Raw genomic sequence first — 22,888 nt, forward strand, 5'->3', positions numbered from 1 at the left:
TGCAAAATCTAGTGGCTCTCCTCGCCAGGCGTCGCGCACATCGTCATGGGCCCGAACGGCTTTCAGCTGCTACCGGTGTCGCGTGCGGTGTCGAGGGGAATCTGCGGGCTGGATGGCTGCGTTTTGTGCAGGTCGAGATACGCCTTGATCGCCGCGATCGACAGCGGCACCGCGCCGAAGATGATGAAGACCAGGTCGCCCGGAAGGCGCAGCCATTCGATCAGGCGAGCACTGTCGGTGCCGGTATAGGCGAGGCTGCGGGCGTGCCAGTAGCCATGCTGCACCACGTCCCACACCTGCAGCACGCCGCCGGGGAACAGGCTGAAGGCCACCATCATCAGCAGGCCGAGGTTGGTGCCCCAGAAACTGACCTTGATGTACTTCTCGATCCCCGGCCAGTGTGCATCGTCGGTGGTCTGGCGCAGCACGAACACCATCAGCGCGATCGCCAACATGCCGAACACGCCCATCATCGCGGCGTGGCCGTGGTTGGGCGTGAGGATGGTTCCGACTTCGTAGTAGCTGATGATCGGCAGGTTGATCAGGAAGCCGAACACGCCAGCACCGAGGAAATTCCAGAAACCCACCGCGATCAGGTAGTAGAACGTCCACTTGTGCGGCACCGCGATCGACTTCTCGCAGATATCGCAGTTGCCGCGGGTGGTGCGCACAAAATCCCAGGCGTCCAGCGTCAGCAGGGTCAGCGGCACCACTTCCAGTACCGAGACCAGCGCCGACATCGCCATGTTGATCTGGCTCTGCCCGGTGAAGTACCAGTGATGACCGGTGCCGATCAGGCCGCCGCCGAAGTACAGGATGGCATCGAGGTAAATCACCCGCAGCGCAGTGTTGCGCCGGGTCAGGCCGAGCTGGAAGAACGTCAGCGCGACCACCGTGGTGGCGAAGAATTCGAAGAAGCCTTCCACCCACAGATGGATGATCCAGAAGCGCCAGGTGTCGACCACGGTGAAGTTTGTCTTGGCGCCGAAGAACAGCGCCGGGATATAGAACACCGGTATCGCCAGCGCCGCGTACAGGAACATCCGCGCCAGCGGGCGCGCTTCCGGATTGGCCACCGTGCGCGGTCGCGCCAGCCACCACAGCATGGCGAACCAGCCGAGCAGGCCGATGACCAGCAGGTATTGCCAGAAGCGGCCGATCTCCAGATATTCCCAGCCCTGGTTGCCGAACCAGTACCACCAGTCGCCGAGCAGACCGGACAGGCCGGCCCATTCACCGAGCAGGCTGGCAACGATCACCAGCGCGAACGCGGCAAACAGCAGATGGATCGCCGGCGCCAGCCAGCGTGGTTCATCGGCGCGCAACGAGCGACCGAGGAACAATGCGGCCGCGACATAAGCCGTGGCGATCCAGAAAATCGCCGTCTGCAAATGCCAGATACGCAGCAGATTGCTGGGGAAGATTTTTTCCAGCTGGAAGCCGTAAAAGCTACCGGGGTCGGCGCGGAAATGAGCGACCGCGCCACCGACCAGGGTCTGCAGCAAAAACAGCAGAGCCACCACCACGAAGAACTTCACCAGCGCGCGTTGGCCGGGGCTGGCCTGTCCCGGGATCACCTGCGGATGCACATGGTGACCACGCGTGACCCAGCCCAGGTAGTCGAATTTGCCGAACGCCAGCAACACCGCGCCGATGCCGCCCAGCAGCACCACCAGACTCAGCGCGCTCCACAGCAGAGCGCCCGGTGGCGCCAGATTGCCGACCTCGGGATCGTACGGAAAGTTGTTGGTATAGGAATAATTGCTGCCCGGACGATCGGCGACCGAAGCCCACGCTGCCCAAGTGATGAAGGCGGTGAGCTGATGCAGCTCGGTCGGGTCGGTGATCAGGTCGGGCTTGAGTCCGCCGTTTTTGGCTGGGTCATGGAAATAGCTGGTCCAGCGAACTACCTGTTGACGATACGCTGCTGCTTCCGGTGCAGTCAGATGCAGGGTGTTGCTGGCGGCATCGAAGCGATTGGTCTTCAGCGTCACGGCGACTTGTGCGCGTACGGCGGCCAGTTGACCCGGATCCAGTTCGGCCACCGGCTTGCCGTATTGCTGCTGCGCCAGTGCGGCGGCGGTGTCGTCACCGATATCGTGCAGTGCGTTGGCGGAATAGTCAGGTCCCAGATAGGCGCCGTGTCCCCAGATGGTGCCGTTGTCCATCAATCCATAGCGCAGGAACAGCGCCTGGCCGTTGCCGATGTCATCGGCGGTGAAGACGGTGACACCGCTGGCGTCGGCGACCCGGCCCGGGATCGGTGGCGCATTGCGATAAGCCAGTGCGGTAATTGCCAGCAGGCCGGCAAAGCCGAGCACCATCACGATCAGCACCGAGCGCACCCACCAGGGTGACAACGGGGATTCTTCAGGTTCGTTCTTCGGTTGTGCGGCTTCGGCCATGATCATTCCCCTGAGTCGGGTTGGAAGTATCGTGGCGTGCAGGGTTACCCGCTTGGCGATGCTGCAACCCGTCGAAGCTGCACTTCGCGACGTGACGGCTGAGTGCAGGGCTACGCCTGGTGCATCAGGATCGGACTCACCCACCCGCAAGCATCGGGAGTGCTTGAGGGTGGGAGCTCACGGCCCGTGTGGATTCCCGGGCGTGCGAGAACAAGAGCCGCGCATGCCAGAACGACGACATGGCATCAGCGAAGCACTACAGAACCGCCGCCGAAAATCCGGCAAGAAACATCATGGTTGGTCGCCAGATGGCGACGGCCCTGCCGGGTGAAAATGATCGAGGCCGCTCACCACTCCCGTTTGTCGCGGGATGCGTGTGTCGCTATCGATACGGTCACGCCGTGCCAGGGGCCATGTTTCCCATCGTGTCCGGACGTGTCGCCGTGTCGGCGCGGCTGGCGCTTTGGCCTGCATGGAGCTTTCCATCGCATCTGTTGTTCGCACGGCCTGATGCGGAATCCGGCTTGCACGTACCTGACCCACTTTATGGAAAAAATGGAGCTGCTATGCGAATTGAATCGGTAAAACGGACTTTGTTGGTACTTGGCCTGAGCTCCGTGCTGGTGCTGAGCGGTTGTGCGGAGATGGCCGTGGGCGGCGGCAAGAATCCGGTTGGCGGATCGGCGGGCGGTGCCAACAGCGCCAACGCCAACAAGACACTGGAGCACTGCGACCATTCGCTCGGTACGCTGGCGGTCGAAGAGCATACGAGCGAACCCTGGTACGGCATCCTCACCAATCAATATCACTTGCCAGCGACTACGCCGCTCATTCGACTGATGATCCAGCAGAGCAATTGCTTCGTGGTGGTCGATCGCGGCAGTGCAATGGGTTCGATGATGCAGGAGCGCGATCTTGCCGCTTCCGGCGAGATGCGCAGCAACAGTCATCTTGGCAAGGGCCAGATGGTTGCGGCCGATTATGTGGTCACTCCCAACATCCAGTTCTCGCAGGACACTGGTGGCGGCGGTGCTGCGGCACTTGGCGGCCTTGGCGGGGGGTACGGTGCCTTGATCGGAGCCGTGGTGGGCTCGATGAAGACCAGCGAGGCATCCACCACGCTGATGCTTACCGATACCCGCTCGGGTGTGCAGGTAGCCATTTCGCAGGGCAGTGCGAAGAACGTCGATCTCGGTTTTGGCGCCGTCCTCGGCGGCGGCGGTGCTGCCGGCGCGGCGGGAGCCTACAGCAAGACACCACAAGGCAAGGTCATCGCCGCGGCGTTCCTGGATTCCTACAACCAGATGGTGCAGGCCGTGCGCGCCTACGCGCCGCAGCACGTGGCTGGCGGCCTGGGTACGGGTGGCACGCTTGCGGTGGATGGTGCCTCTGCATCTACCGGGAATTTCTCGGTGGCGGATGCGCAACGCAAGCTGGCTACGCTGGGGCTGTACAACAGCAAGGTTGACGGCGTTTCCGGGCCAGGCACTTCGGCGGCCATCAGCAAATTCCAGAAGATCCGCGGGCTGGACACGACGGGTCAGCTGGATGCCAGGACGGTCGATGCCTTGCGCGAGTAGCCCGGTGTAACCGGAACAGGTCAGCGGATACAGAAACGGCGCCGTAGCGATACGGCGCCGTTCTGTTTGACGAGTGCTGCAGAAGATTCTGATGCGGATGGAGTCTTATTTCGACTCCTTCTCCATCAACTTCTCGACCATGCTGGCCGGCACTTCTTCGTAATGATCGAAGATCATGGTGAAGTTGCCGCGACCGCTGGTGGCCGAACGCAGGAAGTTGATGTAGCCGAACATTTCGGCCAGCGGCACGAAGCCCTGCACGAAGGCATTCGCGCCCTTCTGGCCCTGCTCGGTGATCGAGCCGCGACGACGGTTCATGTCGCCGATCACGTCGCCGAGGTAGGTCGCTTCGGTGACCACTTCCAGCTTCATCACCGGCTCGAGCAGCTTCGGCTTGGACATCCTCTGCGCCTCGCGGAAGCAGCCGCGGGTGGCGATTTCGAAAGCCAATGCGGAAGAGTCGACGTCGTGGTACTTGCCGTCGATCAGGCGTGCCTTGAAGTCCAGCACCTGGTAGCCGGCAACCTGGCCCTCGCGGGACTCCTTCGTGATGGCCTGCTCCACCGCCGGGATGAACTCGCGCGGCACGCGACCACCGACCACTTCGTCGGAGAACACCACGCCGGTGCCCGGCTCGCCCGGCTCGAAGATGATCTTCACTTCGGCAAACTGACCCGTGCCGCCGGTCTGCTTCTTGTGCGTGTAGGTGTGCTCGACGGTCTGGCCGAACGCCTCGCGGAAGCTGACCTTGGGCTTGCCCATGTTGGCTTCCACACCGAGCTCGGTGCGCATGCGGTCGATGGTGATCTCCAGGTGCAGCTCGCCCATGCCCTTGAGCACGGTCTGGCCGGTTTCCTGGTCCACTTCCATGCGCAGCGACGGATCGGCCTTGACCATCTTGTAGAGCGCGGTCGACATCTTGTCGACGTCGCCGCGGGTCTTCGGCTCGACCGAGACGCTGATCACCGGATCGGGGAAACGCATGCGCTCGAGCAGGGCCGGGTGCGCCGGATCGGACAGCGAATCGCCTGTCTCGGTGTCCTTCATCGAGACGAAGGCGCAGATGTCACCGGCGCGAACCTCGTCGATTTCCTTGGTGGCGTTGGCCTGCACTTCCACGATGCGGCCCACGCGCTCCTTCTTGCCGCGGGTGACGTTCTGCAGCGTGTCGCCCTTCTTGATCACGCCCGAGTAGATGCGGCAGAAGGTCAGCGTGCCGAACTGGTCGTTGATGACCTTGAACGCCAGCGCGCGCGCCGGTGCGTCGTCGCGCACTTCCTGCTCGCCGATGACGTTGCCGTCCTCGTCGACGATCGAGATGCCGCCGTTCTCGCCCGGGTAGGGCATGTAGTCGACCACGGCGTCGAGCAGCTGCTGCACGCCCTTGTTCTTGTACGACGAGCCGCAGAACACCGGTACCAGCTTGCCGGTGACGCAGCCCTTGCGGATGCATTCCTTCAGCTTCGCCGGATCGTGCTCACCGGTCTCGATGAGGTGGCTGAACGCGTCGTCGTCCATCGCCAATGCGTGCTCGATCATTTCCTCGCGCAGCTTCGGCAACTGGTCGATCCAGTCGTTGTCGACGGTGGAGCCGAACTTCAGGCGCGCCCTCGCTTCCTCGAACGACACGGTTTCCCAGGTGCTGTCCTTGTCGTCCGAAGCCCAGATGTAGGCGACGTTGGCGACCAGGTCGGCCATGCCGATGAATTCGTCGCTGCTGCCCAGCGGAACCTGGCACAGCAGGGCCGGTGCGTTGAGGCGTTCGCGGATACCCTTCACGCAATGCGCGAAGCTGGCGCCGATGCGGTCCATCTTGTTGATGTAGCACACGCGCGGCACGTTGTACTGGTCGGCCAGGCGCCAGTTGGTCTCGGTCTGCGGTTCCACGCCGGCGACGCCGTCGAACACCACGACGGCGCCATCGAGCACGCGCAGCGAACGGTTCACCTCGATGGTGAAGTCCACGTGCCCCGGGGTGTCGATCACGTTGATCTGGTGACCTTTCCATTCGGCTGTCACGGCCGCCGACTGGATGGTGATGCCGCGCTTGCGCTCCTGCTCCATGTAGTCGGTGGTGGTCGAGCCCTTGCCGTCTTTCGTGTCATGCACGTCGACGATCTGGTGCTTCTTGCCGGTGTAGTACAGCACGCGCTCGGTGGTGGTGGTCTTGCCCGCATCGATGTGCGCAATGATGCCGATGTTGCGGTAGAGCGAGATGGGTTTCTGTCGGGCCACGGTCTGGATTCCGGAAAGGGTTGCGTCAGGACAAACGTGAGGCGGACAGCAGATGCCGTCCACCGGGAAGGTTTTCAAGATGCCTGCGAGCCTGGGGCCGGGTTTGCGCTGGCCTGGCAGGTCGTTTGCGGGTGCATGAGACCGCCCATCGTAACCGGCCGGCGGCCGGTCTGCCGAGATCGGTTCAATCGGCGGGCTGCGGCAGTCCTTGGACGGGTGTCGTTTCGGCCCTCTCAGGCGGCGCGCAGGGCATTCAGCGCCGCGGTCAGCTGCCGGGTGTCATACGGTTTCTGCAGGATTTTCTCGTTGCGCCAGACTTCGGGCACATCCTGGTCGTCGTAGCCGGAGGAAAACACAAACGGGATGCCGCGACGACGCAACACCAGGGCCGCGGGAAAGCTCTGTTCCCCGGCCAGATTGATATCGAGGATCGCCAGATCGATCGATGCAGACTCGGCCAGTTCCAGGCAACGGTTCAGGCGCGCGGCCTTGATCACGTTGTAGCCCGAGGCGTTGAGGCGATCTTCCAGCATCATCGCCAGCATCATCTCGTCTTCGGCGAGCAGGATGCAGGGCAGCTGGCTTTCAGTGGTCATCAGGAAACTACCTCAAGTGGTACATCGATGGTGCAGGTCACGCCGCTGGGAGGGAATTCGAGCGTCACCTCACCATCCAGTTCATACGGCACACCTTCATTGATCAGGCGTGTGCCGAAGCCGCGGCGGGTAGGCGGAACCACGGCGGGGCCACCGGTTTCCGTCCACTGCAATTGCAGTCTTGGACGTTGATCCTGCATGCGTGTCGTCCAGGTGACGGAGACCCGACCTTCGGGTACCGACAGTGAGCCGTACTTGCCGGCATTGGTGGCCAGTTCGTGCAAGGCCATGCTCAGCGCCAGCGCATGTTTCGGCGGCAGAATGAGTTCGTCGCCCTGCAGGCGTACCCGCGCGTCATTCGTGCGTACATCGTCAGGCCGATAAGGTGCCAATTCGTTGTTGACGAGGCCGCTCAGCGGCGCGCCGAGCCACGCATCCCGCGCCAGCAGGTTGTGCGTATGCGACAGCGCCAGCAGCCGCGACAGGAAGCTTTCCCTGAAGCTCGGCAGATCCTGCGCGTTGACAATGGTCTGCTGGGCAATCGCCTGCACCGTGGCCAGGGTGTTCTTCACCCGATGGTTGAGCTCGGCCATCATCATTTCCGTATGCCGTTCCGCGCGCACACGCTCGGTCACGTCGCGTGCGATCAGCTTGCCGGCGAACATCGTGCCGTCCTGGTCGCATACCGGCGAGTAGCTGATCGCCAGCGGCACCGAGGTACCGTCCGGCCGCACCCAGATCATGTCGAACTCGGCCAGCCGCGTCGGCCGCTCGTGGCTGACGAAAAACTTCCGGGTCTCCTCGGACGGCTCGGGCGGTAGCAGTATGTTCAACGGCTGGCCGACCACCTGCTCGGCCGACAACCCGAAGATACGTTCGGCGCTGGCGTTCCAGCTGCTGATCCGTTCGTCCAGCGAAAAACCGAAGATCGCGTCGCGCGAGGAGTTCACGATCGCCGCAAGGCGGGCGTGCTCGCTGTTCAGCTGCTGGCTCTCGGTGATGTCGACGAAGGTCAGCACCACCCCGTCGACGATATTGTCGAACGTCAGATAGGGACGCATGCGCAGAAGGAAGGTCGGCGCATCACCTTCGCCGCGCAGCATGCGTTCGGTCACCGCCATGTCGTGCAGCACCTGCGCCACGTCGCCCTTCAGTTCCGGATAGTTGATGCGCGGCGAGATCTCGGTGATTGGCCGGCCCTTGTCGCCGTCGCGCAGATGGAACAGCTCGGTCATCTTCGGCGTGTAGCTGCGGATGCGCAGCTCGCGGTCGAGGAAGATCGTCGCGATCTGCGTACTGTCGAGCAGGTTGCGAATGTCGTTGTTGAGCCGGTTCAGCGCCTCGTTCTTGCTGTTGAGCTCGACGTTGACGGTCTGCAGTTCCTCGTTGATCGACTGCATCTCCTCGGTCGAGGTTTCCAGCTCCTCGTTGGCGGACTGCAGTTCCTCGTTGACCGACTGGTATTCCTCGTTCGCCGACTTCAGTTCCTCGCTGGCCGTTTCGTGCAGCTCGACCGCGGCATGCAATTGCATGCGGGTGCCGCGCAATTCGTCCTCCAGTGCCTGGATGCGCGTGAGCTCGCCGCCGGGCTTGCCGTCCGTGGTTGGATCGGTCGAGTGCGGCGCGGGTTCGAGCTCGTGGAAGGCGATCACGCACATCTCGACCTTGCCGTCGTCGCGTAGCTCATCCGGGCCCAGCGGCTCCACGATCAGCCGCAACGATCGTTCCTGCCCATTGAGCGAGACGGTCAGCCCATCACGGATCACCTGCTTGCCACTGGCAAAGGCCTGCAGCGCGGCTGCGCGTACGGCGCCGCGCAACGGCTTGTCGAGCAGCTGGAACAGGTTGAGGCTGGCCGCGCCGGTCGAGGGCGCCAGGTAACGCCCGGTGTCGCCGCCGAAGCGCAGCACGTCGTGACTGGCGTTGATCACCACGTAGGCCGGCGACCACGGTTCCAGTGCCTGGCGCGCCTGTTGATCGATCGGATCTTCCACATGTCGCGGCGTGGGCTGCTCGGTGCCGCTGAAGGGGCGCGGATGCATGCTGACAAAATCCCGTGGGCGTGTATGTGCGTCGTCGCGACGCACATACAGCCGCTGCTTCTTGTCCAGTTCGGTGAACAGGCGCGCGTTCCGCGCCAGCCGCTCCGACGGACCCAGCAGCAGGAAACCGCCAGGCCGCAAGGCATAGTGGAACGACTGCACCAGCCGTTCCTGCAGATCGTTGTTGAGATAGATCAGCAGATTGCGGCAGGAGACCAGGTCCATCCGCGAAAACGGCGGATCCTTGATCACGCTGTGCGGCGAGAAGATGCACATCTCACGGATCTGCTTGGCTACGCAGTAGTCGTCACGATCCTTGCTGAACCAGCGTTCCAGACGCTCGGGCGAGATGCCGTTCAACGGTGCCCGGTATCGACCGGCGCGGGCGCGGCCGATCGCCTGGTCGTCGATGTCGGTGGCGAAGATCTTGACCTTCAGGCCGCGCTGCGAACCCATCGCCTCGCGCAGCAGGATCGCGATGGAATAGGCCTCTTCGCCGGTGGCGCAGCCGGGCACCCAGATCCGCAGCACATCCTCGCTGGTCTTGTCGGCCAGCAGCGACGGGATCGCGATGGTGCGCAGTGCTTCGAACGCGATCGGATCGCGGAAGAACTCGGTCACCCCGATCAGGAACTCGCGGAACAGCAGCTCATGCTCGTTCGGATGTTCGCGCAGGTATTCGATGTAATCCGTCACCGTCTCGGCCTGCACCACCAGCATGCGCCGTTGGATGCGCCGCATCAGGGTCTTTTCCTTGTACTGGCCGAAGTCGTGGCCGATCTCGGCATGCAGCAGTTCGCAGATGGTTTTCAGGTGCGCGGCCACGTCGCCGCGCACGCCATCGGAACCCTTTTTCTGCTGCGCGGCATGCATCTGCTTCTGATAGGCGAGCAGTCGCGCCGGCATCTCGGACACCGGCATGACAGCATCGACCAGCCCGGTGGCCACCGCATTGGCCGGCATGCCGGTCATCGCTTCGTGGTCGAAACCCGATTGCGCCAGCGCCAGTCCGCCGTGATCCTTCACCGCGCGCAGTCCCTGCGCACCATCGCTGCCGGTACCGGCCAGCACCACACAGACTGCGCAATCGCCCTGATCCTCGGCCAGCGAGGTGAAGAACGTATTGATCGGCCAGCGATGCTCGCGCGGCGGCGCCGGCTTGCACACCTGCAACACGCCGCTGGCAATCGTCAGCGTGGCATTCGGCGGAATCACATAGACATGCCGTGCTTCCACCCGCATGCCATGCGTCGCTTCCAGCACCGGCATCGTGGTGCTGCGGCCGATCAGTTCCGCCAGCAGGCTGTTGTGGTCCGGTGCCAGATGCTGCACCAGCACGAAGGCCAGCTCGCCATCGGCCGGCATGTGCGTGAAGAATGCCTTGAACGCTTCCAGTCCGCCGGCCGAAGCGCCGATGCCGACGATCATGGTACTGGTCGGTGGCAGCTTGCGGGTTTTCGTCGTCAGGCTGCCCTTGCCGGCGGTCGCGGCGGGAGTGGGTACGGGCTTCAGATACGACGGCATGCGGTGCAGCCTGAAATCCAGGCAACGCCTGGATGAGGCTGCAGCATAGCGCGCATGGCGTTTACCTCGGGTGATTGCAGCAACTTGCGTGTTGAAGCCATCCGCGAGGAGCTAGCGGCTCCCGGTGGGCGATTTGAGCCAGTAAAAACAGTTTTCGCAGAAGTCGATGTCGAGCAGGGAGCCGCGTCCTCCGGGAGGTAACGGAGAAGCGCCGCAGTGAGGACAGGTCATGTCTGACATGAGACCAGGCATGTAGGAGAGAGGCACTGAAACAAGAATCGTCGCGAGCAGCGCGAATGGCGTAGCGACGGGCTTCAGTACACACACCAGCAGTACAACAGTGAGCCAGCCAAGGATCCATGGCTGCAGGCGCCGCTTCGCTCGGCGATAGGACGTCATGCGAACCTTCCAGTCAGCGATCACCTGGGGATCCAACGTTGCACGGAGGGGTTTCATGGATGCCCGCGATCAGCTGCTGGAAGTCGTAAGAAGATCCTCGTAGAACGCGCCGAACGGTTCGCTCGGATGCGCGATCTGGATCTCCAGAATCCACAACCCGCTGGATGGTGCGGCCTCCAGGTCACCAAGGTCGCCGCCCTTGTGCACCGAGTGCGGAAAGTCGCTGACCCGATGCCCCTTGATCGCATGATTGAACCGCCAGCCCATCGCCTCGGCACGTTCGCCGGCAAATGCATACAGCGCCTGGCCACTCAGTCCCTGCGTGCGCCACGCGTCGGCCACTTCGCCGTACAGCGCCCGCGCTGCATCCGCAGCGGCCTGCCGCTCCGGCGCATGACCGACCACGAAAGTGTCGCCCACATCGCCCTCATGCCCGTCGAACACCAGTCCGAGGTCGATGAAGTAGCTGTCGTTCTCGCCCAGCCGAACGTTCGGATCGGAGCGTTGCCGATAGGTTTTGGTGGTGTTCGATCCGATGCGGATGATCACCGGATGCCATAGTCGCTCGAAACCGAGTTCGCGGAATACCTCGGTCGCTTCGACTTTCGCCTCGTCCTCGCTGATGCCAGGACGCATGCGCTCACGGATGCCACGCAACGCGGCCCAAGTGCGTTCGCGGGCGTGCTGCATCAACGCATGATCGAAGCGTTGCCCGACAGCTTCACGGGAGGGCGTCGTCATGAGTATCGGTTTAGGCTAAATGGATGAGTACCAGCCCAATCAGTGCCGGCAACGCCTGTATCCACAGAATCTTCCGGCTCGCGGTCAGGCCGCCGAAGATGCCGGCAACCAGCACACAGCCGAGGAAAAACACTTTCACGCTGAGGCCAGCGCCGCCGCCCAAACACAGGCCCCAGATCAATCCGGCGGCGAGGAAGCCGTTGTAGAGCCCCTGGTTGGCGGCGAGTGCTTTCGACTGCTCGGCGAACTCTGCGGTGGTGCCGAACGCGCGTCGACCGGAGGGCCTGGTCCACAGGAACATCTCCAGGATCAGGAACCACAGGTGCAGCAGCGCGATGACGGCGATCACGACGTTGGCGGCGATGGACATGGCATTTCCCCTTGGATGGCTGACCGTGGTGCTCCCTGGTCGGAGCGACGTGCAGGGAGTGTCGCAGTCGGGTCAGCTCATCGCAAATACGACGTACAAGGTGCTGAGGGAAGGTCGGTTATGTGTGGATTGAGCGCCGCCATGAAAAACGGACCCATGGAAACCATGGGTCCGTTTAGTAAGAGGGCGCGATGAGAGCTCGCACCCCTGATTGCTCAGTCGGTATGGTGAATGATGCGGGTGATCGCACCGGTGTTTGAATCGACCAGCAGGTAGTCACCATCATCGCCACGCACCCAATGAGATCCCTGGCTGGGTTCGTTCAGGTGCTCGGTCTGCCAGTGCTGAACCACATAACGATTGTCGCGATACTCGGTCGGCACAATGCCGCCTTCCTTGTACCAGGTGGTGTTGGCGCCGTTGACGTGCTGCACGGTGGTGGTCGTTGTTTTGGTGGTTTGAACGGTGCCGCTTTGATCGTCGGACTGCGCAGCCATCGCTGCGCTGGATACCAGAAGGGCGGCGCACATGGCCAAGACAAGTTTCGTTTTCATGATGTGTGTCCTTTGTGGAATGCCAAGCCTGTGGCGGAGCCACAGGTCAAGGACAGCGGCAAATGTCAGCGCACGCGATTGCCCGGAGGTGAAACCGTACCGAAGGCATGGCTACTGCGAATACAGCATCGCAAGGGGCAAGGTCGCTGCGCGTGAATTCCGCGGTAGTGCGGTATTCACGTCCGGGCGACGGTTACGCGTCAGTTATGCAGCAGCTCGGGCATCAGCTACGGCGGGTGCGTTGCTGATCGCGGCGACCGGCTTGCCCAACCGCCGCAGCAGGCGATAGTGCGAGGCGATGCCGGCACTGAACGTGCGGTGCTCGCGATAGGTCACGCCGTACTCGCGGCAGGCGTCTTCCACCACGCGCGCGACCAGCGGGTAGTGCACGTGCGAGATGCGTGGAAACAGGTGGTGCTCGACCTGGAAATTCAGACCGCCGACCAGCCAGCTCAACACACGGTTGCCGCGAGCGAAATCCACCGTGGTTTCCAGCTGATGGATTGCCCACGGCGTGTCGATCTGCTGAGTCGTTTCGTCAGGCACCGGAAACGCCGCTTCCTCGACCACGTGCGCCATCTGGAACACCAGCGCCAGCAGGATGCCGGCGATCCCCGAAACCAGCGCATAGAACAACAATACGGTGCCGATCGGATGGAAGATCAGCGGCAGCCCGAACGCCAGGGTGAAGAACACCAGCTTGCCGATCACGAGGCCGGCCAAGTCCCAGCCTTTCGGCCGGTTGAACGGGCGCTCGCCGACGGTGCCGGTGATCATGTCGCGGAAGTCGCCGAACAGATGCCAGCGGATCGCGGTGACGCCGTACAGCGGCCACAGATAAATGTGCTGCCAGCGATGCCACGGCCGGCGCGGCTGTTGCGGCGACAGCCGGCCCAGCACGCCGAGGTCGATGTCGCTGTCGTGCCCGGCCACGTTGACCCAGGTGTGGTGGAAGCGCGCATGTTTCCACTGCCAGATGTAAGAACTGCCGCCGACCAGGTCCAGCGCCAGCGCCATCAGCCGGTTGACCCAGCGTCGCTCCGAATACGCCTGATGCCCGCCGTCGTGCATGATGTTGAAACCGATCCCTGCCATCGCCGTACCCAGCACGAGCGCCAGCGGCAATGCTTGCCACCAGGTGACGGCGAAGAACACCAGCGCGACATAGGCCAGTGCGAAGGTGGCAAGGATCACCGCTGTCTTCAGATACATCTGCGCGCTATCGCGCTGGCGGGTACCGCTGCGCTTGAATTCGGCATCGACGCGACGCCGCAGTTCGCGATGGAACGAGTTGTCACCGCTGAACTTCAGTCGTTCACCGTGAGCATCGGCTGGCAGCGAATCGGCAGAGGAGTCCCCGCGATGTGATGAATCGAGGGACATGAGATGGCCTGGCGAATGATCAAGGGTGCATCTTACGCGAGTGGGCGTAATGCCGTTGTTTTCGTCATGTCAACGCTTTGAACGTCACTACCAGCACGTCACGGTGTGCGGGCTTGGTGGGGTCGAGCGGCGTCACTGCAGTGACGCCGTGGCAGACGCGGGCATCGTCGACCAGGGCCGCATCCAGCGCGTGGGTGAGCGTGAAGCTGCCCAGCAGGCTGCCGTCATGGGCGTGGATGGTAGTGGTGCCACTTTCGATATTGGTGCGGTCGACCAGCAGCACCAGCACGTAATCGACGCCGTCGCGATGCACGCCTTCCGGCGTCGGCTCGCCCGCTTCGTCGGCGCGTGCCTCGATGCGGAACTGGTGCACTTCGATAAGCCAGCGGCGGGTGGCGGGTGCCAGCGCGCCGAAACAGTCGCGGCAGAAGCCGAGGATGGTGCGCAGGCTGGCGCCGTCGGCAATCGCCGGCAGCACGGGTTCGAACCAGCGCTGGATATCGCCTTGCAGATGGTTGTACTGCAGGCTCTGGTAATGCGGCTGGTGCGGCTGGCGCTGTACCTCGCCGTCCGCATCGGCGGCGAACGTGGCATGACGCCGGCGCCGGTGGCGTCCGCTGGCGGCCAGATAACTGTCGGGGGCCAGATCGTTCCAGCTGGCGGCGAACGCGGGCCAGTCGGTCAACATCGGCGCCTGCAGCAGATTGCGCATGATGTCGGCAGTGACGAAGGCAAAGCCGTCGCGTTGCAGGCGGGTGTGCAACGCGGTCGTGTCGGGGTGGGGAGTCATGCGAATACGTTAGCAGGAGGCGCATGAAGCGGCGATGGCTGGTGTGTATTGCTCTCGGCTTGGAGGCCTGCACCAGTCAATTCAATCAGGTCACGGAGGTCCTGGTTGCGCGGCGGCGCCGGCTTGAACGGCCAGGCCTGGTGACGTGTGCCTGAGTTGCGCGACCGGCCGCCGGCTCATGGGGTATTCGGGCGATGCCGGGATACGTCTGGCATGTTCGCATCATGCCGTGATCGTTATGACATAAACGCATATACGTTTAGATGTTTAGACGTCTATTGACAGACTATGACGATAGCCTGCACTATCCGCTTCACTCATCGAGACCGGCGGAGGGATAGGCCCTTTGATGCCGGGGCAACCAGCGGGAAGCGTTCCCGTCACGGTGCCAAATCCTGCGGCGGCGCCACGGCGCCCCGAGAGATGGGTGTCATTCCTGCTGCAGTTTCGTTGCTGTGCATGCATGACACCCGACTCCGGCGCCCCGCAGGCGATGCGACCGGAGAACCGCATGACCTTTCAGCCGCTGCCACTCACCGACCTCGATCCGGGCCTTTCGGCGACACGTTTCCATGGGGAGTCGCGCCGCGAGGACCTGACCGCCCAGCGCAGTACGCGGCGGCTGGTCATCACTCCCAAGTACGGCAGCGGCCCGCGCGAAGTCGAGGTTCGCTACCTGTGGTGCGGCGCGCCGGATGCGCCGACGCTGATCGTGCAGGGCGGCATCTCGGCCGACCGTGATGTCACTGCACTGGACGGCGATACCGCACCGGGCTGGTGGCAGGCGCTGGTCGGCGCGGGCGCGGCGGTCGATCTGCAGCGCTGGCGCGTACTGGCGATCGATTGGCTGACTTCGGACCAGTTGGGCGCCTCCAACGTATCCAGCGAGGATCAGGCCGATGCGCTGGCCGCGCTGCTGCACGAGCTGAACATCCCGCAGGCGCATGCCTTCATCGGTTCCTCGTACGGCGCGATGGTGGCGCTGGCATTTGCCGCGCGCCATCCACGCAGCGTGGATCGGCTGGTGCTGCTGGCTGGCGCGCATCGGCCTCACCCGCTCAGCACGGCGCAGCGCAGCGTGCAGCGTGGCATCGTGCGGCTCGGTCAGGCCAGTGGTCAGGTTGACGAGGCGCTGGCGCTGGCGCGTCAGCTGGCGATCACCACCTACCGCGGCAGCGGCGAGTTCGGCCGGCGTTTTGCCGGCGGCCCGGAGTGGCGCAACGAACGCTTCCATTTCCCGGTCGAGGATTACCTTGAGCATCAGGGCAAGCGCTTCGTCGAGCGCTTCGATGCCGACCGCTTCCTCGCGTTGTCCGAGTCGATCGACCTGCATGACGTCAAGCCCGAGCAGATCCCCACGCCGGCGACGCTGATCGGGTTTCCCTCCGACCGGCTGGTGCCGCTGGCCGATCTGTGCGAGCTGCAGCGTCGCCTGCATGGCCCGGCCACGCTCGAGGTGATCGAGTCGCCGTACGGCCACGACGCCTTCCTGAAAGAACCCGAGCAGCTCGCGCCGTTGTTGCGCGAAGCGCTGGCCTGATTTTCCGTCCCCAAACATAACGAGAACTGGAGATCCCCCCATGAGCGAGTCCGCCCCCTGTACCCGCGCCGTGCGCGCCGGCATCGAATCGGATACCCAGCACGGCGCGGTGGTGCCGCCGCTGCACCTGTCGACCAACTACGCGTTTGACGGACTCGGTGGCAAGCGTCCGTACGACTACTCGCGCAGCGGCAATCCGACCCGTGACCTGCTCGGCAATGCACTGGCGGAACTGGAGCAGGGCGCCGGTGCGGTGGTGACATCGAGCGGGATGTCGGCGGTGGCGCTGGCGCTGGAACTGGTGCCGGCCGGAGCCACGGTGTTGGCCGCGCACGATTGCTACGGTGGCACCTGGCGCTTGCTGGATGCATGGGCGAAGAAGGGCCGCTTCAGCGTGGCGTTTGCCGATCTCACCGACAGTGTGGCGCTGGCTGCCGGCCTGGCGCAGAAGCCCGCGCTGGTGTGGGTGGAGACGCCGTCCAATCCGCTGCTGCGGATCACCGACATCCGTCACGTGGCGCAGGCCGCGCACGCGGTCGGCGCGCTGCTGGTGGTCGACAACACCTTCTTGTCGCCGGCATTGCAGCAGCCGCTGCTGCTGGGTGCGGACGTGGTCGTGCACTCCACTACCAAGTACATCAACGGCCACAGCGACGTGGTAGGCGGTGCCGTGGTGGCGCGCGACGCGGCAGTATTCGAACAGCTGAAGTGGTGGGCCAACTGCAACGGCCTCACCGGTGCGCCGTTCGACAGCTTTCTCACCCTGCGCGGCCTGCGTACCTTGAGCGTGCGCCTGCGCCAACATCAGGAAAACGCCACGCGCATCGCCGAGCAACTGGATGCCCATGCGGCCGTGCGCAAGGTGTATTACCCGGGCCTGGTCAGCCACGCTGGCCACGCGCTGGCCGCGCGTCAGCAGCAGGGTTTCGGCGCCATGCTCAGCTTCGAGCTGGAAGGCGACGTGACCCAGATCGAGGCCTTCGTCGATGGCCTGCAGTACTTCTCGCTGGCCGAGTCGTTGGGCGGTGTGGAGAGCCTGATCGCACATCCGGCCTCGATGACGCATGCGTCGATGGCACCGGAGGCGCGCAGCACCGCCGGCATCGCCGACAGCCTGCTGCGTCTGTCGGTGGGCATCGAGGATGGCGACGACCTGCTGCGTGATCTCGATGCGGCGCTGCTGCGCGCGGCCACCGTGGAAAAATCCAAACGCCGGGTGATCGCATGAGCGCGGTGCTGGATACTGTGCCTGTAGGAGCGGCTTCAGCCGCGACTGTCTCGCGCACCTTCGCGGCTGAAGCCGCTCCCACCATCGCAGTCGTGCTACTCGGCACCGGCGTGGTCGGTGGCGCGCTGCTGAAGCTGTTCAACACGCCGGCCGCCGCATCGTTGCGGCTGGTCGGTGCCGCCAACTCGCGCCGGCAGCAGACCGATCCCACCAACCTCGCCAGTCGCAGCCTGCGCGAGCAGCTGAACCACCAGGGCGACGCACGCGACAACGCCGGCCTGCTCGCCGCACTGGATGCCAGCGGTGCGGCGATCCGGGTGATCGTCGATGCCACCGCCAGCGCGCCGCTGGCATCGCGCCACGCCGAATGGCTGGCACGCGGCTATCACGTGGTCACCGCGAACAAGGCGCTGGCGGGTGGCGAACTGCCGGGCTGGCGTGCGTTGCAGGCGGCGCTGGCGAGCGGTGGCCGCTATGGTGATTCGGCCACCGTCGGCGCCGGTCTGCCGGTGTTGTCCACACTGCGTCGCCTGCGTACCTGCGGCGACAGCCTGCTCACGCTTGAAGGCGTGTTCTCCGGTTCGCTGTCGTGGTTGTTCAACCAGTACGACGGTAGTCGGCCGTTCTCCGTCTTGCTGCGCGAGGCACGCCAGCTCGGTTACACCGAGCCCGACCCGCGCTCCGACCTGTCCGGCGAGGATGTGGCGCGCAAGCTGCTGATCATCGCCCGCAACGCAGGCTTCTCGCTCGGCACCGACGAGGTGGATGTGCAGGGCCTGGTGCCTGAGCCGTTGCGCGCGCTGGATGCGGAGTCTTTCCTCGCGCGGCTGGAGGAACTGGACGCCCCGCTGGCAAAGCTGCATGCCGAGGCGAAATCGCGTGGCTGCGTGTTGCGCTTCCTCGCCCGGCTCAACCAGCGCGGCCGCGCGCGCGTCGGCCTGGTCGAAGTGCCGCTGACTCATCCGGCTGCGCGTCTATACGGCACCGACAACCAGTTCGCGCTCACCACCACCCGCTACAACACCCAGCCGCTGGTGATCCAGGGGCCGGGAGCGGGACCGGAAGTGACCGCACAAGCGTTGTTGGGAGACGTGCTGGCGCTGGGGTGAGAGCTCCTGCCTCCTCCTCCCCTTTGGGGAGAGGATTGTGACCGAAGGAAATCCCCTTGTGGGAAGGTGAGGGGCAGCTACTCATTCGCTGTCGCTGAATCCCATCGACGCATGCGTGCCATCGCAGAACGGCTTGTTCTGCGATTCGCCGCAGCGGCACAGGGTCACGCGATTGCGCACTTCGTACTCGAAGCCGTCGGCGCCGATCAACTGCACGCCGCCGCGCAGCCAGATCGGCCCGGAACAATTCTGGGCAGGATCTTCGATCAGAGCGATCGAGGGCTCAAACGCGGGCTCGATCGCTTTGCCGGTCTCGTTGTCCCAAGCCACCAGTCGTCCCGACGGGCAGTCGCAGGTCTGGCTGACGAAATGCTTGCTGGCGGTGGGGTTGTCCGTTTCGCTGACGAGGTTCCACACCTTGCCGCGCGGATCGCAGAAGCGCGCGAATGCACACAGGCCTTCGACATCGGTCAACGACATCGTCGGGCCGCGGATGACCTGGGCCTGCTCAAGATACGGCTGGCGACTCGCGGTTTCGCTGCCGTCGAATCCCACCTTCGCATGCGTGCCATCGCAGTACGGTTTGTTCGCGCTGTGGCCGCAGCGACAGAGTGCGTATTCCTCCTGCGCGGGATATTGCTGACCCTTCCGCCACTTCACCGATTCATCGGCTTCGTTCGTGCCGATGGTCTCCTTTTGCAGCGGGAGTCCGCCAGAGACGAGATAAGGCCCGTTCTTCGAAATCTTGACTCTTGCACCGACCGGCTTCTGCGGATTCATCTGACATCCCTCGGTTGATCAACGTGAAGACCACGAAGCAGGGAATCACTGTACATCTTGCGCCGTTGTGGGGCAGCCGGAGGGTGGCATCCAAAATGAAAAAGCGCGCGGTGATCAGCCGCGCGCTCTTGGTTTGACTGGAGGAGCGAAGCTCAGTGCCCGGTGATGCGTTCCGCTGTCGCTTCATCCGGCGGTACCAGCGGCGAGGCTGGGTTGCCCTGCGCTTCCAGCTGCGCCGCTTCCACCGACGGCGTGCGCCAGCCGGATTTCACGCCCCACACGTAGAACACCAATCCGATCACGGCGACCACGGCCAGATCCATGCCGTAGGACAGATAGCCCTGGCCGCCGAATGTGGTGCTGCCAGCCCACGAGACGAACGCCAGCGTCGGCAGGTAGAACACCAGCCACCAGGCACCCTTCATCTGCCGCGCAAAGTCGTGCCAACCGGCCTTGGCCTGGTAGTACAGGTACACCGGCAGCGCGACGACCATCAGCAGGATGATCTCGCCGGTCAGCGGCCACTTGGCCCAGTACAGCAGCTCGGTCGACATGATGAAGGCGATCGCGGCGAGTATCGGCAGGCCACGCAGGCGGAACGGGCGATGTAGTTCCGGCGCGGTGCGGCGCAAGGTCATCACGCTGACCGGGCCGGTGAGGTAGGAGATGATCGTGGCCACTGAAATCACCGCTGCCAGCGTGCCCCAGCCGCGGAATTTGAACAGGAACAGAAACGACACGGCCAGGTTCAGCCACATCGCCGGACGCGGCACGCCCCACTTTGAATTCACGCGGCCGAGGATCTTCGGCAAGGTGCCGTTGCGCTCCATGCCGTAGATCATCCGCGCGGTGGTGGCGGTATAGGTCATGCCGGTGCCGCTGGGGCTGACGAACGCGTCGATGTACAACAGCATCGCCAGCCAGTGCAGGTTGACGATGATGGCCAGTTCGGCGAACGGCGAACGGAAGTCGATGCCGTGCCAGCCGGCCTTGGCCAGCAGGTCCGGCGGCACCGCGCCGATATAGGCGACCTGCAGGATCACGTATACGACAGTGGCCAGCGCGATCGAGCCGAGCACCGCGAACGGAATGCTCCTGCCGGGGTTGCGCGCTTCGCCGGCAAGATTCACCGGGCTCTGGAAGCCGTTGAAGCTGAACACGATGCCGGCGGTGGCGACCGCCGTGAGGATCGCGGCAAAGTCGGTGGCGTGCTTGTCGCCGTGGATGCCGACCGAGAAGTTTTCGCTATGGAAGCCGCTGGCGATCAGGGCGATGCCGGTGGCGGCCGGTACTACCAGCTTGAACACGGTGATCGCGGTGTTGGAGCGGGCGAACAGCTTCACGCTCCAGAAGTTGAACAGGAAGTACACGATCACCAGCACCGCGGAGATCATCAGGCCGATCTCGCTCAGCTCGCCGTGGCCGTCGGGCATGTGCACGTACAGATCGTGCGCCCACTGCCATGGCCACGAGGCCATGTACTGCACCGAAGCCTCGGCCTCGACCGGGATCACCGAGACGATCGCGATCCAGTTCGCCCAGGCGCCGATGAAGCCGACCAGCGAGCCGTGCGAATAATGGCTGTAGCGCACCATGCCGCCGGATTCGGGAAACATCGCGCCCAGTTCGGCGTAGGTCAGTGCGATCGTCATGATGATCGCCGCGCCCAGCACCCACGCCCATACCGCGCCGGGACCGGCCAGGCCGGCCGCCTTCCATGCGCCGAACAACCAGCCGGAGCCGATGATCGAGCCCAGGCCGGTAAGCATCAGGGCGAATGGGCCGACGTCGCGGCGTAGCGGGCTGGATGAGGACATGCGAACTCCTGCGCGGGCGCCGGCAGCGCCCAAAGAAACCGATGGTTGCAGACTGGGCCGGGCGTGTCACCCGGCAAAGGTCAGGGGCGCTTTGAACTGGCTCTTAGCACTCGATCACGTTGACCGCGAGGCCGCCGCGCGACGTTTCCTTGTATTTGTCCTTCATGTCGCGGCCGGTGTCGCGCATGGTCTTGATCACCTTGTCCAGCGAGACGCGGTGTTTGCCGTCGCTCTTCAGCGCCATGCGGCTGGCGTTGATCGCCTTGACCGAACCCATCGCATTGCGCTCGATGCAGGGGATCTGCACTAGGCCGCCGATCGGATCGCAGGTGAGGCCGAGGTTGTGTTCCATGCCGATCTCGGCGGCGTTCTCGACCTGCAGCACGTTGCCGCCGAGCGCGGCGGTGAGGCCGCCGGCGGCCATCGAGCAGGCCACGCCGACTTCACCCTGACAGCCGACTTCGGCTCCAGAGATCGAGGCGTTTTCCTTGTACAGGATGCCGATTGCGGCGGCGGTGAGCAGGTACTCGACGATGCCGTCGTCGTCCGCCTTCGGGCAGAAACGCAGGTAGTAGTGGCCGACCGCCGGCACGATGCCGGCCGCGCCGTTGGTCGGCGCGGTGACCACGCGGCCGCCGGCGGCGTTCTCTTCGTTGACGGCGAGTGCGTACAGGTTCACCCAGTCGAGGATGGTCAGCGGATCGCGCAGGGCGGCTTCTGGCGCGTTGCGCAATTCTTCGGCCATCGCGGGTGCCCGACGATGCACCTTCAAGCCGCCGGGCAGCACGCCGGGCGAGCGCAGGCCACGATTGACGCAATCCTGCATCGCCTTCCAGATCGTCAGCAGGCCGGCGCGGGTTTCCGCCTCGGGGCGCCACACGGTTTCGTTCGCCATCATCAGCTGCGCGATGGTCAGGCCGTGCTGCTTGCACAGCGCCAGCATCTCGTCGCCACTGGAAAACGGGTAGGGCTGCTCGGTGGTGTCGGCGACGATGCGGTCTTCCGCCGCCTCGTCGGTATTGACCACGAAGCCGCCGCCGACCGAATAGTAGTCACGCGTGGCCAGTTCGTTGCCATCGACGTCGTACGCACTGAAACGCATGCCGTTGGTATGGAACGGCAGTTTCTGGCGCTTGTTGAAAACGAGGTCGCGTTTTTCCTCGAACTCGATCTCGTGCTTGCCCAGCACACGCAGGCGCTGGGTCTTGCGAATGCGTTCGAGCGTGGCGGGGATCTGGTCGGGATCGACGGTGTCCGGGTGCTGGCCTTCCAGTCCCAGCAGCACGGCCTTGTCGGTACCGTGGCCGCGGCCGGTCATCGCCAGCGAGCCGTACAGTTCGGCGCGCACGCGGGTCACCCGATCGAGCACGCCTTTCTCTTCCAGCCAGCGTTCGGCGAAACGTGCCGCCGCGCGCATCGGTCCGACCGTGTGCGAGGAGGATGGGCCAATGCCGATCTTGAACAGGTCGAATACGCTGACGGCCATAAGGTGCTGCTGGGTGGGGAAGAGAACCGGTTATTCTACGCGGCGTCCCCGTATTTGGCAGTCCATTCGCAAGCGCATGTCCGACCTGATCCTGTACCAGCGCGATTATTGTCACCTGTGCGACCTGGCGCTCGCCGTGATGGCCGAGGCACGTGCACCGGATTTCGATAGCGTGTGGGTCGACGACAGCGATGCGCTGGAACAGCTTTACGGCACGCGTCTTCCGGTGTTGCGCGATGGGCGGGACGGACGTGAGCTGGACTGGCCGTTCGATGCGACAGCGGTGCGCGCGTTTCTGTCGAAGTGAGC

Annotated in this window: 17 protein-coding genes and 1 riboswitch; of the genes, 5 read left to right on the forward strand and 12 right to left on the reverse strand. The window is 64.1% G+C overall.

Going from position 1 to position 22,888, the window contains the following annotated elements; all coding sequences use genetic code 11:
• Positions 1-62: 62 nt before the first annotated feature.
• On the reverse strand, positions 63-2,405 hold the full coding sequence (locus tag IE071_RS01035; protein ID WP_189439333.1) for a nitric-oxide reductase large subunit: 2,343 nt from the start codon (positions 2,403-2,405) through the stop codon (positions 63-65).
• A gap of 239 nt (positions 2,406-2,644) precedes the next feature.
• Between IE071_RS01035 and IE071_RS01040 the strand changes: the two genes are divergently transcribed.
• The gene (locus IE071_RS01040) at positions 2,645-3,985 is read left to right on the forward strand and encodes a peptidoglycan-binding protein (protein ID WP_229792690.1); all 1,341 of its coding nucleotides are present in this window, start codon (positions 2,645-2,647) and stop codon (positions 3,983-3,985) included.
• Positions 3,986-4,090: 105 nt separating this feature from the next.
• On the opposite strand, the gene fusA is transcribed toward IE071_RS01040, so the two are convergent.
• The 8 genes from fusA to IE071_RS01080 form a co-directional block, all read right to left on the reverse strand.
• A complete protein-coding gene (fusA, locus tag IE071_RS01045) occupies positions 4,091-6,220 on the reverse strand; it encodes an elongation factor G (protein ID WP_189439334.1) in 2,130 nt (709 codons plus the stop codon).
• 233 nt (positions 6,221-6,453) lie between these two features.
• Entirely contained in the window at positions 6,454-6,816 is a 363-nt protein-coding gene (locus tag IE071_RS01050) for a response regulator (protein WP_189439335.1), read from the reverse strand.
• Positions 6,816-10,382, reverse strand: a complete 3,567-nt coding sequence (locus IE071_RS01055; RefSeq protein WP_189439336.1) for a chemotaxis protein CheB — start codon at positions 10,380-10,382, stop codon at positions 6,816-6,818. The genes IE071_RS01050 and IE071_RS01055 overlap by 1 nt, the downstream gene beginning before the upstream one ends.
• A gap of 468 nt (positions 10,383-10,850) precedes the next feature.
• On the reverse strand, positions 10,851-11,522 hold the full coding sequence (locus tag IE071_RS01060) for a M24 family metallopeptidase (protein ID WP_189439337.1): 672 nt from the start codon (positions 11,520-11,522) through the stop codon (positions 10,851-10,853).
• A 10-nt stretch (positions 11,523-11,532) separates the two neighbouring features.
• Positions 11,533-11,892, reverse strand: a complete 360-nt coding sequence (locus tag IE071_RS01065; protein WP_189439338.1) for a DUF1304 domain-containing protein — start codon at positions 11,890-11,892, stop codon at positions 11,533-11,535.
• A gap of 215 nt (positions 11,893-12,107) precedes the next feature.
• Positions 12,108-12,446 (reverse strand): RcnB family protein, encoded by a 339-nt coding sequence (locus IE071_RS01070; protein WP_189439339.1) that lies wholly within the window; start codon positions 12,444-12,446, stop codon positions 12,108-12,110.
• Positions 12,447-12,650: 204 nt separating this feature from the next.
• On the reverse strand, positions 12,651-13,829 hold the full coding sequence (locus IE071_RS01075; protein ID WP_189439340.1) for a fatty acid desaturase family protein: 1,179 nt from the start codon (positions 13,827-13,829) through the stop codon (positions 12,651-12,653).
• A 64-nt stretch (positions 13,830-13,893) separates the two neighbouring features.
• Positions 13,894-14,619: a 2OG-Fe dioxygenase family protein gene (locus IE071_RS01080; protein WP_189439341.1), complete on the reverse strand. Its 726-nt coding sequence runs from the start codon at positions 14,617-14,619 to the stop codon at positions 13,894-13,896.
• Positions 14,620-14,933: 314 nt separating this feature from the next.
• A riboswitch (SAM riboswitch) is annotated at positions 14,934-15,049 on the forward strand.
• An 81-nt stretch (positions 15,050-15,130) separates the two neighbouring features.
• Between IE071_RS01080 and metX the strand changes: the two genes are divergently transcribed.
• The 3 genes from metX to IE071_RS01095 are packed head-to-tail and all read left to right on the forward strand — an operon-like array spanning position 15,131 to position 18,496.
• Complete coding sequence (metX, locus tag IE071_RS01085) at positions 15,131-16,159, forward strand: homoserine O-succinyltransferase MetX (protein WP_189439342.1); 1,029 nt, start codon at positions 15,131-15,133, stop codon at positions 16,157-16,159.
• A gap of 40 nt (positions 16,160-16,199) precedes the next feature.
• Complete coding sequence (gene metB, locus IE071_RS01090) at positions 16,200-17,387, forward strand: cystathionine gamma-synthase (protein WP_189439343.1); 1,188 nt, start codon at positions 16,200-16,202, stop codon at positions 17,385-17,387.
• Positions 17,384-18,496, forward strand: a complete 1,113-nt coding sequence (locus IE071_RS01095; protein WP_189439344.1) for a homoserine dehydrogenase family protein — start codon at positions 17,384-17,386, stop codon at positions 18,494-18,496. The genes metB and IE071_RS01095 overlap by 4 nt, the downstream gene beginning before the upstream one ends.
• A gap of 81 nt (positions 18,497-18,577) precedes the next feature.
• Here IE071_RS01095 and IE071_RS01100 read toward each other — a convergent pair whose 3' ends face one another.
• The 3 genes from IE071_RS01100 to IE071_RS01110 all read right to left on the reverse strand — a co-directional run bounded on the left by IE071_RS01100 (position 18,578) and on the right by IE071_RS01110 (position 22,579).
• Entirely contained in the window at positions 18,578-19,276 is a 699-nt protein-coding gene (locus IE071_RS01100; RefSeq protein WP_189439345.1) for a CDGSH iron-sulfur domain-containing protein, read from the reverse strand.
• Between the two features lie 152 nt (positions 19,277-19,428).
• Positions 19,429-21,093 carry an APC family permease gene (locus IE071_RS01105; RefSeq protein WP_189439346.1) on the reverse strand — a complete coding sequence of 555 codons (1,665 nt, stop codon included), beginning with the start codon at positions 21,091-21,093 and terminating at the stop codon, positions 19,429-19,431.
• A 103-nt stretch (positions 21,094-21,196) separates the two neighbouring features.
• Positions 21,197-22,579: an L-serine ammonia-lyase gene (locus tag IE071_RS01110; protein ID WP_189439347.1), complete on the reverse strand. Its 1,383-nt coding sequence runs from the start codon at positions 22,577-22,579 to the stop codon at positions 21,197-21,199.
• A gap of 76 nt (positions 22,580-22,655) precedes the next feature.
• Here IE071_RS01110 and IE071_RS01115 point away from each other — a divergent pair, with 76 nt between their 5' ends.
• Positions 22,656-22,886 carry a glutaredoxin family protein gene (locus IE071_RS01115; RefSeq protein WP_189439348.1) on the forward strand — a complete coding sequence of 77 codons (231 nt, stop codon included), beginning with the start codon at positions 22,656-22,658 and terminating at the stop codon, positions 22,884-22,886.
• Positions 22,887-22,888 lie beyond the last annotated feature (2 nt).

Source organism: Rhodanobacter panaciterrae (assembly GCF_014651895.1).
In the GTDB taxonomy this organism is placed as follows: Bacteria; Pseudomonadota; Gammaproteobacteria; order Xanthomonadales; family Rhodanobacteraceae; genus Rhodanobacter; species Rhodanobacter panaciterrae.

What these genes read in the sequence shown, in the direction of transcription:
- IE071_RS01035 (WP_189439333.1), bottom strand. Translation starts at nt 2,405, where the DNA reads ATGGCCGAAGCCGCACAACCGAAGAACGAACCTGAAGAATCCCCGTTG.
- IE071_RS01040 (WP_229792690.1), top strand. Translation starts at nt 2,645, where the DNA reads ATGGCATCAGCGAAGCACTACAGAACCGCCGCCGAAAATCCGGCAAGA.
- IE071_RS01050 (WP_189439335.1), bottom strand. Translation starts at nt 6,816, where the DNA reads ATGACCACTGAAAGCCAGCTGCCCTGCATCCTGCTCGCCGAAGACGAG.
- IE071_RS01055 (WP_189439336.1), bottom strand. Translation starts at nt 10,382, where the DNA reads ATGCCGTCGTATCTGAAGCCCGTACCCACTCCCGCCGCGACCGCCGGC.
- IE071_RS01060 (WP_189439337.1), bottom strand. Translation starts at nt 11,522, where the DNA reads ATGACGACGCCCTCCCGTGAAGCTGTCGGGCAACGCTTCGATCATGCG.
- IE071_RS01065 (WP_189439338.1), bottom strand. Translation starts at nt 11,892, where the DNA reads ATGTCCATCGCCGCCAACGTCGTGATCGCCGTCATCGCGCTGCTGCAC.
- IE071_RS01070 (WP_189439339.1), bottom strand. Translation starts at nt 12,446, where the DNA reads ATGAAAACGAAACTTGTCTTGGCCATGTGCGCCGCCCTTCTGGTATCC.
- IE071_RS01075 (WP_189439340.1), bottom strand. Translation starts at nt 13,829, where the DNA reads ATGTCCCTCGATTCATCACATCGCGGGGACTCCTCTGCCGATTCGCTG.
- IE071_RS01080 (WP_189439341.1), bottom strand. Translation starts at nt 14,619, where the DNA reads ATGACTCCCCACCCCGACACGACCGCGTTGCACACCCGCCTGCAACGC.
- metX (WP_189439342.1), top strand. Translation starts at nt 15,131, where the DNA reads ATGACCTTTCAGCCGCTGCCACTCACCGACCTCGATCCGGGCCTTTCG.
- metB (WP_189439343.1), top strand. Translation starts at nt 16,200, where the DNA reads ATGAGCGAGTCCGCCCCCTGTACCCGCGCCGTGCGCGCCGGCATCGAA.
- IE071_RS01095 (WP_189439344.1), top strand. Translation starts at nt 17,384, where the DNA reads ATGAGCGCGGTGCTGGATACTGTGCCTGTAGGAGCGGCTTCAGCCGCG.
- IE071_RS01100 (WP_189439345.1), bottom strand. Translation starts at nt 19,276, where the DNA reads ATGAATCCGCAGAAGCCGGTCGGTGCAAGAGTCAAGATTTCGAAGAAC.
- IE071_RS01105 (WP_189439346.1), bottom strand. Translation starts at nt 21,093, where the DNA reads ATGTCCTCATCCAGCCCGCTACGCCGCGACGTCGGCCCATTCGCCCTG.
- IE071_RS01110 (WP_189439347.1), bottom strand. Translation starts at nt 22,579, where the DNA reads ATGGCCGTCAGCGTATTCGACCTGTTCAAGATCGGCATTGGCCCATCC.
- IE071_RS01115 (WP_189439348.1), top strand. Translation starts at nt 22,656, where the DNA reads ATGTCCGACCTGATCCTGTACCAGCGCGATTATTGTCACCTGTGCGAC.